The organism is Photobacterium lucens, from assembly GCF_009873615.1.
GTDB classification, from domain to species: Bacteria; Pseudomonadota; Gammaproteobacteria; order Enterobacterales; family Vibrionaceae; genus Photobacterium; species Photobacterium lucens.
Window position 1 is genome coordinate 1,645 of record NZ_SSMG01000001.1, and the last position, 12,476, is coordinate 14,120.

Sequence of the window (12,476 nt, forward strand, 5' to 3'; positions counted from 1 at the left end):
GATGAAGTCATTGATGCCATGCTTCCGGGAAAAGCTTCTAAGCTTCAGATTATAAGGAATCGTACCCCAAACCGACACAGGTGATCAGGTAGAGAATACCAAGGCGCTTGAGAGAACTCGGGTGAAGGAACTAGGCAAAATGGTACCGTAACTTCGGGAGAAGGTACGCTCCTAGCGGTGATGAGACTTGCTCTCTAAGCTGCCGGGAGTCGCAGATACCAGGTGGCTGCAACTGTTTATTAAAAACACAGCACTGTGCAAAATCGAAAGATGACGTATACGGTGTGACGCCTGCCCGGTGCCGGAAGGTTAATTGATGGGGTTAGCGGTAACGCGAAGCTCTTGATCGAAGCCCCGGTAAACGGCGGCCGTAACTATAACGGTCCTAAGGTAGCGAAATTCCTTGTCGGGTAAGTTCCGACCTGCACGAATGGCGTAATGATGGCCACGCTGTCTCCACCCGAGACTCAGTGAAATTGAAATCGCAGTGAAGATGCTGCGTCCCCGCGGCTAGACGGAAAGACCCCGTGAACCTTTACTATAGCTTGGCACTGAACATTGACCCTACATGTGTAGGATAGGTGGGAGACTGTGAAATAATCGCGCTAGCGGTTATGGAGTCGTCCTTGAAATACCACCCTTGTATGCTTGATGTTCTAACGTCGACCCCTTATCGGGGTTACGGACAGTGCCTGGTGGGTAGTTTGACTGGGGCGGTCTCCTCCCAAAGAGTAACGGAGGAGCACGAAGGTGGGCTAATCACGGTCGGACATCGTGAGGTTAGTGCAATGGCATAAGCCCGCTTGACTGCGAGACTGACAAGTCGAGCAGGTGCGAAAGCAGGTCATAGTGATCCGGTGGTTCTGAATGGAAGGGCCATCGCTCAACGGATAAAAGGTACTCCGGGGATAACAGGCTGATACCGCCCAAGAGTTCATATCGACGGCGGTGTTTGGCACCTCGATGTCGGCTCATCACATCCTGGGGCTGAAGTCGGTCCCAAGGGTATGGCTGTTCGCCATTTAAAGTGGTACGCGAGCTGGGTTTAGAACGTCGTGAGACAGTTCGGTCCCTATCTGCCGTGGGCGTTGGATGATTGAGAGGGGCTGCTCCTAGTACGAGAGGACCGGAGTGGACGAACCGCTGGTGTTCGGGTTGTGTCGCCAGACGCATTGCCCGGTAGCTAAGTTCGGAATCGATAACCGCTGAAAGCATCTAAGCGGGAAGCGAGCCTCAAGATGAGTCATCCCTAGACCTTTAAGGTCTCTAAAGGGTTGTTGAAGACTACAACGTTGGATAGGTCGGGTGTGTAAGTGCTGTGAGGCATTGAGCTAACCGATACTAATTGCCCGTGAGGCTTAACCATACAACACCCAAGGGGTTTTATACGGACTCCAAGAACACTTGAACGTGTGTTTGAGAATCAGCTTTCTAAGATTGTAATGAATTTGCTTGGCGACCATAGCATTATGGACCCACCTGATCCCATGCCGAACTCAGTAGTGAAACGTAATAGCGCCGATGGTAGTGTGGGGCCTCCCCATGTGAGAGTAGGACATCGCCAGGCTCAAATTTAAGATACTTGTTCTGAACGACAGGTGTCGGATAAAATGAAAGTTTTATCTCCGTGTGGAGCGGTAGTTCAGTTGGTTAGAATACCGGCCTGTCACGCCGGGGGTCGCGGGTTCGAGTCCCGTCCGCTCCGCCACTTATTAAGAAGCCCCGCTAGAAATAGCGGGGCTTTTTTACGTTTTAAATAAGTTAAATCTATTCGAATGAGCGGGTAGTTTAGTTAGTCTCTTTATTGGATAGCTTGGCCTGTCACGCCGGGGCGCGCGGATTCGAGTCCTGGTCGAATACGAACCCAGCCGCTCCGTCACTTATTTAAGATCTCAGCAGAAATGCAGGGTCTTTCTGTATGTAGAATAAACATATTTGTTGAGCAGAGAGTCTCGTTACTTATTAAGAAGCCTCACTAGAAATAGTGAGGCTTTTTTACATCTAAACAAATGAGTTTCATCTAACACCATATACAATAGATAGCTTTGTTCATTAACCTTAAATGGTAACCCAGTCCAACGGATTGTTTTTGTTTTACCTTATTATTTGTCTTTTGAGCTAATGGTGAAATACTTCAGTAATACCTCATACAGATCTTCTTGATAAGTGTCATTAATATGTGAGCCAATGAGGTGCGCTAACTCTTGTCCAATTGGAGACAGGCGATAATAAGTTAAAGAGCAGCCTTTTCTGATTGGATATAAATCATAAACTAACTGGTGGTAGCTGAATTTAAGATTTTCTGTGAGGTTTATAGTATTTGTTTCTAACTCGGTGCTTAAGATAAGTCCTAGCTCAGTTAGGATAAGTATTGATGAGTAAGGTAGCTGATACTGGCTATAATCAATGTGACTTTGATGGGGTCTTTGTAAGCTGAAGCTTCCTTTCCTTTGCTTTATACCAGTTAAGAGCTTTTTATTTTTATCATTTCCAATACAGCACGTGAGAGCGAGTGTTCTTTGAAAAATCACTGCTTCTCTATGTGTCATTGTTAGTAAAATTTGTAATGTTCTTAATGATACGGCACCTGGCTGAATGAGTTCTTGCTTTAGAATCCTAGCCCACAGTTTTTGCATTGATGGATTATGGATCTGTTTTGCCATATCAAAAAAGCGGATCAACCAATCTGGATCTGGATCTCGGGTCGGTTCGTCATGACAAAGATCGTAACTAAGTTTAATTATCTGCTCTAAATTTTCTTGTTCGAGTAATTGTTTTTGAGTGAGCCTTGCTTGTAATCGCGTTTCTAATGTCGCTTCACTTTTAGGTGTGATTTTTCCGTAAAGAGAAAACTTCTCAGCAATCGCTTTGATTTTATTTTTACTGTCAGTGAGTACTTTTGTTGAAACAGCAGCTACACGTGATGCTTTTATGCTTTCGTTGTTATTACTCATTCTTTTGTTATTCTCTTAACAAATGTTTTCTTTGTTTTTGTTATCTTCATCTCATCATTTAGGATTTGAATGGTCGAATGTTACCTTTATGTTAACTTTAAGGTAATGGTAATGATGAGATGGAGCGAGATATGAAGAAAGTAAATCGATATATTACCGATATTATTTTAGTCGTTGGTTACTCTGCATTAGTGAGTTATCTCATTTGGTTTATTAGCCAATAATGATATATCGACAATTAGGATAAATTCTTTATGAGAGCTATTTGTCAGTAGAGAAAAGCCACCTCTTGGTATTGAGGTGACTCGCTGTGATTACAGGTTAGATTGAACTAAGTTGATCACTTGTTTAATTTCACTAGGCGAAAGTTTTCCTTCTTGAGCGAAAAGCACTTTCCCCGATTGATCTAGTACAAAAACGGCTGAGCTTTCTTTTCTTAAATCCCATGCCTTTTGTACAATTCCTTTACTATCTAAGACAATTGATGACCATGGATATTGGCGTTTACTGTCTTCCGTCGCTGATTTTACAAAGCTTCCTGTGCCCCAAATCGCATCATCTTGATTGATGATAGTTGTTGTTTGGTATTTATCTTCCGGGAACTTTGCTGCGCTGATTGCTGCAACCAGTGGTGCATTGAGCTCCTTAGCTGCGCTTCTACCTGCAATGGCAAAAACAATACGCATTTTTCCTGTGAGTTTGGTACTTCGCCAAGATTGGTAGCTAATGTCATTACCTTTTAAAACCAGTTCCCCTTTGTTTGTCACCGTTACACCAGGCAGTGTGCTGCCATCTTTTACATTGCTCGCATAGGTGAGAGAGGGAATAAGTGTTGCAAGTAAGAATAGCAGTGCTTTTGATTTCATAGTGACTCTCTTTCTAAAATAGGCGTGCCATTATGATAGTTAATCTTACTTGATCTGGTTGTACCACGTCGTATTTTTGTTAACTTTGTAGCGATCGTAATGGTTGTTATTTTCGTATATCTGATAAATGAGATAGCTTGGCAAATTGTTTGCATTACTGAATTAGGGATGAAACAAAACCATCGTTTTACGGTCTATTTATATAGCCGTTATGTGAGGGTGACATGCTTAGAATCTTTAAAATTTATCGTCCACAGCAAGTTGCACGTTATGTGAAAAGCTATTTTCGAGGACGTATTTTTATTGTTGGCATTGGTGGTTTTGAGTTTGATAGTGGGCGTTTGTTACCGCCAAAATCTGCGAATCTCAAAGCGCTTAGCGTATTAACTGAAGTGAATCGAGAGATCCAATCCTTATCCGTTGTTGTGTGATATTACATTCGTGATACTCAAGCGCTTATTTTTATTTTGCGATGCTAATTGACCATACATTTTGTAATAGAATCTATGTTGGCGATAGTGTGTCAATTCTTAGATAATGCTGTTCATCAATAATCATGACTTTGTCGCATTCTTTGCGTTTAGTTATGATTTTATCAAAAAAAGAGTAGGTAGCTGATCTACATTTGTTTGAGTTGATTTAGATACAATTTAAACAATGACGGCTAACTACTGTACCTTTCAATATTTATGATTTTGGTGTGTTGATAGTAGGCATTGATACTGATGCTTGATTTCTCCTGAGTGATTGTTGAGGTTGATGAGTCCTGACAATCGCTCCCGAACTGAGCTTAAGTAAAATTAATTTGTTAATTTTTAGAAATATTTGGATAAATATTAGATAAATGTTTCTAGAGTTCAATATTCATAAATTTTCAAAAGACAAAGGTTGGAAGTTAGTAATGGCTTTGTCAAAATGATCTTGTGGGTTAATTCTAAATTTCGCGAAGAAGCATTATAGAATGAATAAAGTTTTTAAATGGTTGGGGATGACATCATTTGTTCTGGTGTTATCAAGCCCTGCTATGGCCTCTTCATTGAAAGTGAAGGGGATAGATGGAGCTGTGGAAGATAACGTTGATGCGTATCTGTCTGCTATCTCTAAAGATGATTACAGTGAGACGCTGCGTTTTAAAGAGCAAGTCTTAAATGAGATCAGCCAAGCTTTGCAGGCGTTAGGCTACTATCAGCCAAAATTTGATTATCAGGTCACGGGTAGCGGTTCAAAAATTAAAATCGTAGTGACGGTTGATCAAGGTCCACGTACGCATATTAGTAAAAGTAACCTAAATATTACAGGTGATGCGAAAAACGATCCTGCTTTTATGTCGTTAATTAAAGACAGTGGCTTAGGGATTGGTGAGCCGCTCAATCAAGGTAAATATGAAGCGCTTAAATCGTCATTAACCAGCCTTGCGGTTCGACGTGGTTACTTTGACGCTGAGCTAACGAAGAGTACGTTAGAGATTGTACCGAGTCGTAATGAAGCGTTTATTACTATCGATTTTAATTCTGGGCGCCGTTACACCTTTGGCGAGACAACTTTCCAAGGTAGTCAGATTGATGATAATCGCTTACGTTCGATGATCCCTTATACCGAAGATGAACCTTATCTTGCGTCAAAATTAGGTGAGTACAATGAGCGTTTATCTAACGTTGGTTGGTTTTCTTCTATTTTTGTCGGTGGCGATGTGAAGGAGCGCAAAGATGATGCGATCCCTATTCATGTTGTCGTAACTCCCCAAGTTCGCAATCAATTTGAAACGGGGATCGGTTATTCCACTGACTTAGGCCCAAGATTGAAGTTCAATTGGAAGAAGCCATGGATCACCAGTAAAGGCCATAGTTTTTACTTAAAATCCGAGATCTCTCAGGTTGAGCCAAAGGTTGAAGCGGCCTACAAGATCCCATTGGATGATGTGTTAAATAACTACTACCAAATTGTGGGTGGTATTCGTTATGTTGATAGCCATGACACAGTAAGTACTCAGTTTGGTGTCGGCGTTGAACGTCACTGGCGTTTAGATTCTGGGTGGAACCGTACGGCATCACTTCGTTGGATGACGGAAGATTATACTCAAGGCGGCAAAGATAATGAGAAAGGCGTTTTTAATGTCTTAATGCCAGGGATCTCTTATAGCAAGAGTGACATGGTAGGTGGCATGTTCCCATCTAAAGGCAGTAAATATAACTTCTCAGTTGATTTTGCTGATAAGTCTCTTGGTTCTAATACCAGTTTTGTTCGTTTGCAAGCAAAGAGTGCCTGGATCCGTAGTTTTGGTGAAAACCAGCGTGGTATTTTCCGTTTGGATGGTGGTGCGGTACTGGCTGATGATGTGACTGATGTTCCACCTTCACTGCGTTATTTCATTGGTGGTGATAACAGTGTACGTGGTTATGGGTATCAATCTATCTCTCCTCGTAATAGTGAAGGGCGCATGATTGGTGGTCAGTATATGGCAACATCTAGCATTGAATATCAATACCGTGTCTACGGCGATTGGTGGGGTGCAGTCTTTTACGATTATGGTTCGGCATGGAATGATTCACCAGATTGGAAACGCGGTACAGGCGTAGGGGTTCGTTGGGTATCACCTGTTGGTCCAATTCGTCTCGATTTTGCATGGGGACTTGATAAGAAAGAGAAAGACAAGTTCCAGCTCCACTTTACATTAGGTCCTGAATTATGATTTGGGTTAAGCGTATCTCGCTTGGCGTACTCGCTTTATTACTTTTACTCGTAATTGCGGTAGCAGCTTTGCTCTACACGCCTGCGGGGATAAAAGTTGCCGCATGGGGCGCTCAAAAAGCGTTACCTGCATTATCTATTGGTGAGGCACAAGGTGCTCTGCTTGATGGGTTTGAATTTAAGAATGTTAGCTATAAAGATGGCAGTATCGATCTTGCGGTTAATCAGCTGAATTTAACATTAAATGATAGCTGTTTATTAACGCCAGCGATTTGTGTGTCTGATTTAGGCGTCAAAGGGGTGAAGTTCTCTATGCCAGAACTTCCACCATCATCTGATAAACCAGAAGAGCCTTCTGAGCCTGTTACAGAAATCTCGATGCCGTTACCGATCCATATTGAGAAGGTAACACTTGATGATATCGATCTAGACATTCTTGCTAATAAAGTGAAGTGGAAACACTTCTCAACGGCTGCAGATCTTGAAGGTAGTCATGTCACGTTGAAGCCAACGGATTGGGATGGCATTAAACTGGCTTTAGCGCCATCAAAGCCAGAAGACAAAAAGCCTGCAGCAAAGACCAAAACGACAAAAAAAGCTGAAGCGATCAAGCTGCCTGACGTCGTGTTACCAATGTCTTTTGATATTGAGCGATTCACGATTAAAGACTTTGAATTAGCGGGAGAAACGCCGCAAAAAGTCGCTTTGCTTGAGTTAATTGCAAAAGCAAAAGACAGTGATGTCACCATTGATAAGCTAGAGCTAAAAGCGCCTCAAGCGACATTGAACGCTAAAGCAAATGTTGAGCTTAAAGGTGATTACCCGCTAACCCTTGACGCTGATGCGAACATTGCGATGAAGCCGGTTGAAGGTCATAAGCTAAAACTGAAAGCTTCAGGATCACTGGCAAAATTGGCATTGGATGCAACGTTGAAAGGTAAATTGGACGCTTTAGTGAAAGGTAAACTTTCGCCATTAGATCCTAACCTGCCGTTTGATCTTAAAGTCACAAGTAAGCACTTACAGTGGCCAATTGATAAAAAAGCGGAATTTACTGTCGCGAATACTGATATTAATGCCAAAGGTAGCTTAAAAGGCTTCACATTTAATGCGAAAAGTAACGTTGATGGTAAGCCTATGCCTAACGTGAAATTCAACTTAAAAGGTAAAGGTGACTTAGCTTCTGTTGATTTGTCTTCACTGAATGTAGATACCTTAGGTGGTTCTATCAAAGGTAATGCCAAAGCTAGCTGGAAAGATCTTGTTAATTGGCAAGGTCAGTTGGCATTTACCAATATTCAACCGGGTAAACAATGGCCAGAAGCTGAAGGTAATTTAAGTGGCAAGCTAACAACGTCTGGTGGCTTAACGGCGAAAGGTGGTTGGTTTGTTAAGTTACCTGAGCTGATGGTAAATGGCTCAATCATGAAGCAACCATTGGATCTTCATGGTCAATTAGATGCTTCCGATCCTACAGGTAAAGGTACAGATCTAAAACTTATTACCCAAGGCTTAACGTTAAAGCATGGTCCTAATGGTTTGGTGGCAAAAGGTAAGCTCGATAAAACATGGGATCTCATTGCTAATATTCATGCGCCTGATCTATCGAAATCACTCACAGGTTTACATGGCCGTGTTAATGGTGATGTAAAGCTGTCGGGTAAAATGGCTGAGCCTGATGTGAAGCTTGATCTTGTCGGTGATAACTTAGGTTGGCAGAAAGTAGCAAGCCTTGCCTCTTTTGATCTAAAAGGTAATGTGACACCACTGCCTTCGTTAAAAGCAGATGTAAGCCTCACTGCGAAGAAAGGTAAGTTTGATACGGTGACACTGGATGACATGAATGTGGTGTTTACAGGTACCGAGCAAAATCATCGCTTATCAGTCAATGTTAAAGGTGAGCCTGTTGGTACAGAGCTATTACTGACCGGTAAGTTAGATCGTAAGACAGGTTGGCAAGGTATGTTGCAAAAAGGCGACTTTACTACACCTGTTGGAGACTGGGTACTGAATCACCCAACACCAATTCGTTATGATCTTAAAACCGCGATGGCAACTGTGGGTGCGCACTGTTGGCAGCAAGGAAAAGCAGGGATCTGTTTAACTCAGGATCTGACGGCTGGTGCATCGGGTGAAGCGCAGTTAGCAATCAAGCAGTTTAACTTTGATTTATTGAAGCAGTTCATTCCTGATGAGATGAACGTGAAAGGCGAGCTTGGTGCGAATGTTGTAGCGAAGTGGTCACCAAAAGCTGCACCTTACGTGAAAGCTGATATTTTGATGCCAAGCGGCCGATTTACTCAGCAAGTAGCTGCGGATGATAAACCATTAACCTTAGGTTGGGATAAAGTGACCGTGAATGCAGAGATGCAAAACGATGTACTGAATGCTAACTGGTTAGTGGCTGTGAAAGATAATGGTGATTTATCTGGTAATGCGAAGATCACGAACTTACAAGGTGATAAGCGTATTAATGCGAATGTGAAACTGGATCGTTTCATGTTGGCATTCTTAGAGCCTGTGATCAAAGATTACCATCAGTTTAATGGTCAAGTAGATACCAACTTGCAAGTTACAGGACCGATCATGCACCCTGCGGTGAACGGTTCTATTCAAGTGACTAAGCTGCAAGCAACAGGACGTAAAGTCCCACTTGATATTAAAAATGCAGATGTGAAGTTAGCCTTTACGGGTTATAACGCTACATTGATGGGTGATATCTATACCCCAGATGGTCAGTTACTGCTACGTGGTATGGGTGACTGGCAAGATATGGCGAATTGGAAAACTGAGCTAAACATTAATGGTAAAGAGCTACAGGTTAGCGTTCCACCAATGGTGTCTTTGAAAGTGTCGCCAGATCTCACGATCAAAGCGACGCCAAAGTCAGCTGATATCACTGGTAAAGTCGGTATTCCATGGGGCCGTATTACGGTTAACCAATTACCAAAATCTGCGATAGCGGTATCTAAAGATCAGGTGATCTTAAAAGATAACTTAGAGCCAGTAGTACCACCAAAATCAACACCGTTTGATATTACAACCAATATCATGGTGCATGTGGGTGATGATGTGAAATTGTCAGCCTTTGGTCTGAAGGCCGGTCTATTAGGTGATCTTAATGTTCGCCAAGACGGTAAAGGTCCAATGATTTACGGTGAAGTGAACATTGCCAAAGGCTCGTTCTATCGTGCATTAGGTCAAGAGTTACAGATCCGTAAAGGTCAGATCTTGTTTAATGGCCCTGCTGATCAACCGTTCTTATCGATTGAAGCGATCCGAGATCCGGATAATATCGAAGATGACGTGATTGCCGGTGTGAAGGTGACGGGTTCAGCGGATAAGCCAGAAGTGACGATTTTCTCTGATCCTGCAATGCCACAACAAAACGCACTGTCTTACATCCTAACGGGACGTAACATCGACAGTGAAGGTGACGGTGGTTCGAATAGCGCAATGACAACAGCCTTAATTGGTATGGGTCTAGCGCAAAGTGGTCAGCTAGTCGGTGATGTTGGTGAAGCGGTAGGCATTAAAGATCTTAGCTTGTCAACGGCTGGTGCTGGTGATGACTCACAAGTACAGATTAGTGGCTATATTGCTCCAGGTCTACAGGTGAAGTATGGCGTAGGTATCTTTAACCAAGTGGATGAATTTACACTGCGTTATCGTTTAATGAAGAATTTGTACGTAGAGGCTGTGTCTGGATTAGATCAGGCGGTCGACTTACTGTACCAATTTGAATTTAACTAATCGTAAGCGTGAGATAAATAAAAACCCAATGCAGAGCATTGGGTTTTTTTATATCTGGTTATTTTGATTTAGTGACATAGCATTTTTAACTTTGGGGTTTGGCTTTAAGCAATAACTGATAGCTCATACCGTTAAAGGTTTCTTTATAGCCAAGTGTATAGAGTGTGTTTTCAGCCAGCTCTGCACGTCGACCAGAGCGACAATACAATAAAATAGGTTTGGACTTATCGGTAAGGTAGTTTTCGATTTTAGCGATTTGATCGAAAGGAATATTGATGGCATTAGTGAGATGTCCTTCACTGAACTCTTCAGGGGTACGAACATCAATAATCAGAGGTTGTTGGGCTTTTTCGATCTGCCAAAACTCATCCGGTGTGACGTTTTTGGCCAATGAAATAGCGGGAAAGAGAGCAAATAAGAGGGTAACTAAGCCACGTGTCTTTTTCATCATACTTCCACCGCTATTGATAGGTTATATCACCATTATTTCTTTTGAGCGCGCTCGAAAGATGTCAGGATCTCAGCTTTCGCTGCAGCTGCGTTATCCCAGCCTTCCACTTTTACCCACTTATTTGGCTCAAGCTCTTTGTAACGCTCGAAGAAGTGAGTGATTTGCGCTTTTAGTAGCTCTGGTAGATCGTTCACATCGTTAATGTGATCATATTCTTTGCTTAGCTTGCTGTGTGGTACAGCTACGATTTTCGCATCTTCACCAGACTCATCCGTCATTTTCAATACGCCCACAGGACGACAGCGGATCACCGCACCAGGTACTAGCGGGTATGGCGTTGGGACAAGTACGTCAACCGGATCACCATCAAGTGATAGGGTGTCGTTTACGTAACCGTAGTTACATGGGTAGAACATTGGGCTAGACATAAAACGGTCTACAAAAATGGCGCCCGTCTCTTTGTCTACTTCGTATTTAATCGGATCTGCGTTTGCAGGGATTTCAATCACAACGTAAATATCTTCTGGGATATCCTTGCCAGCAGGGACCTGATTAAGGCTCATGACTAATTCCTTCTAAGGTTAATGAGATGTTGTTGTTTGTTAAAATTATAATGAATGTAAACAAAAACAAAAGCAAATCATCATCGTTGCGGTGTCGCACAATCAAATGCGCGACACGTATCGCTTGTTACTTACTCATCAGGATATTCACGAAGGAAGTCTTCGACTTTCTCTACCATATTGGTAGAGCCGACAAAGAAAGGTACCCGTTGGTGTAATTCTGTCGGTGGAATATCTAAGATCCGCTGAAAGCCATCCGAGGCTTTACCGCCAGCTTGCTCAATTAAAAATGCCATCGGGTTACATTCATAAAGTAGGCGTAATTTCCCATTAGGATAACTGGCAGTACTTGGGTAGAGGTAAATGCCACCTTTTAGTAAGTTACGATGGAAATCAGCGACAAGGGAGCCAATATAACGGGAAGTATAAGGACGTTTTTCTTCTGGTACGGCTTCTTGGCAAAACTTGATGTATTTCTTCACGCCCATTGGAAAACGAATGTAATTACCTTCATTGATAGAATAAATCACGCCATCTTGGGGTATGGTCATATTTTCATGGGAGAGGCAAAAGCTGCCAAGGGATGGATCATAAGTAAAGCCATGAACGCCATTACCTGTGGTGTAAACCAGCATGGTTGAAGAGCCATAAATGACATAGCCTGCGGCGACTTGTTGGCTACCCGGTTGGAGAAAGTCTTCTTCTGTTGGTGGTGAACCAACAGGCGATATTCTGCGATAAATAGAAAATATGGTGCCTACCGAAACATTGACATCAATGTTGGATGAACCATCAAGAGGATCCATTAGCACGACGTATTTAGCGTTGAGGTTTAGCGGTTTATTGAAGCCAACAGCGTTATCTTCTTCCTCACTGGCAATACCACACACTTGATCCCGTGCTTCTAAAGCGGCTTTAAATTTTTCATTGGCATAAACATCGAGTTTTTGTTGTTCTTCGCCCTGAACATTTTGATCGCCTGCTGCTCCAGTAATGTCGACTAAGCCTGCTTTATTAATTTCTCGATTAACAATTTTAGCGGCGAGTTTGATTGAACCTAGCAGTGATGAAAGCTCACCACTGGCATGCGGGAAATCACTCTGTTTCTCGACAATGAATTCACCAAGCGTTCTAATATTTGCCATAAACAATCCTTGCATCTTGTTGTCATATCATCGGGTGAAGAGAGTACAATATAGCG

8 protein-coding genes, 1 tRNA gene and 2 rRNA genes (1 of these 11 running past the window's edge) are annotated in these 12,476 nt (G+C 42.5%); 6 read left to right on the forward strand and 5 right to left on the reverse strand.

Features of this window, described 5'->3' with window-relative positions:
* The 3 genes from E5A76_RS00005 to E5A76_RS00015 all read left to right on the forward strand — a co-directional run.
* Positions 1–1,366 (forward strand): 23S ribosomal RNA (locus tag E5A76_RS00005) (it extends 1,259 nt beyond the left edge of the window).
* A gap of 85 nt (positions 1,367–1,451) precedes the next feature.
* A 5S ribosomal RNA gene (gene rrf / locus E5A76_RS00010) occupies positions 1,452–1,567 on the forward strand.
* 64 nt (positions 1,568–1,631) lie between these two features.
* Positions 1,632–1,708 (forward strand) — tRNA-Asp (locus E5A76_RS00015).
* 394 nt (positions 1,709–2,102) lie between these two features.
* On the opposite strand, the gene E5A76_RS00020 is transcribed toward E5A76_RS00015, so the two are convergent.
* Both E5A76_RS00020 and E5A76_RS00025 read right to left on the reverse strand, forming a co-directional pair.
* A complete protein-coding gene (locus E5A76_RS00020) occupies positions 2,103–2,954 on the reverse strand; it encodes a TIGR03899 family protein (protein ID WP_161117744.1) in 852 nt (283 codons plus the stop codon).
* A 314-nt stretch (positions 2,955–3,268) separates the two neighbouring features.
* Complete coding sequence (locus E5A76_RS00025) at positions 3,269–3,820, reverse strand: YtfJ family protein (protein WP_053987333.1); 552 nt, start codon at positions 3,818–3,820, stop codon at positions 3,269–3,271.
* Positions 3,821–4,044: 224 nt separating this feature from the next.
* Between E5A76_RS00025 and E5A76_RS00030 the strand changes: the two genes are divergently transcribed.
* The 3 genes from E5A76_RS00030 to tamB all read left to right on the forward strand — a co-directional run bounded on the left by E5A76_RS00030 (position 4,045) and on the right by tamB (position 10,261).
* Positions 4,045–4,251: a DUF1107 domain-containing protein gene (locus E5A76_RS00030; protein WP_053987334.1), complete on the forward strand. Its 207-nt coding sequence runs from the start codon at positions 4,045–4,047 to the stop codon at positions 4,249–4,251.
* A gap of 530 nt (positions 4,252–4,781) precedes the next feature.
* Positions 4,782–6,509, forward strand: coding sequence for an autotransporter assembly complex protein TamA (gene tamA, locus E5A76_RS00035; protein WP_161117745.1), 1,728 nt, complete (start codon positions 4,782–4,784; stop codon positions 6,507–6,509).
* Positions 6,506–10,261: an autotransporter assembly complex protein TamB gene (gene tamB / locus E5A76_RS00040; protein ID WP_161117746.1), complete on the forward strand. Its 3,756-nt coding sequence runs from the start codon at positions 6,506–6,508 to the stop codon at positions 10,259–10,261. The genes tamA and tamB overlap by 4 nt, the downstream gene beginning before the upstream one ends.
* A gap of 85 nt (positions 10,262–10,346) precedes the next feature.
* Here the strand turns inward: tamB and E5A76_RS00045 are convergent, their stop codons facing one another.
* The 3 genes from E5A76_RS00045 to fbp form a co-directional block, all read right to left on the reverse strand.
* On the reverse strand, positions 10,347–10,712 hold the full coding sequence (locus E5A76_RS00045) for a rhodanese-like domain-containing protein (protein ID WP_237458799.1): 366 nt from the start codon (positions 10,710–10,712) through the stop codon (positions 10,347–10,349).
* 32 nt (positions 10,713–10,744) lie between these two features.
* The gene (ppa, locus tag E5A76_RS00050) at positions 10,745–11,275 is read right to left on the reverse strand and encodes an inorganic diphosphatase (RefSeq protein WP_053987338.1); all 531 of its coding nucleotides are present in this window, start codon (positions 11,273–11,275) and stop codon (positions 10,745–10,747) included.
* A gap of 131 nt (positions 11,276–11,406) precedes the next feature.
* Positions 11,407–12,420, reverse strand: coding sequence for a class 1 fructose-bisphosphatase (gene fbp, locus E5A76_RS00055; protein ID WP_053987339.1), 1,014 nt, complete (start codon positions 12,418–12,420; stop codon positions 11,407–11,409).
* Positions 12,421–12,476: the final 56 nt, after the last annotated feature.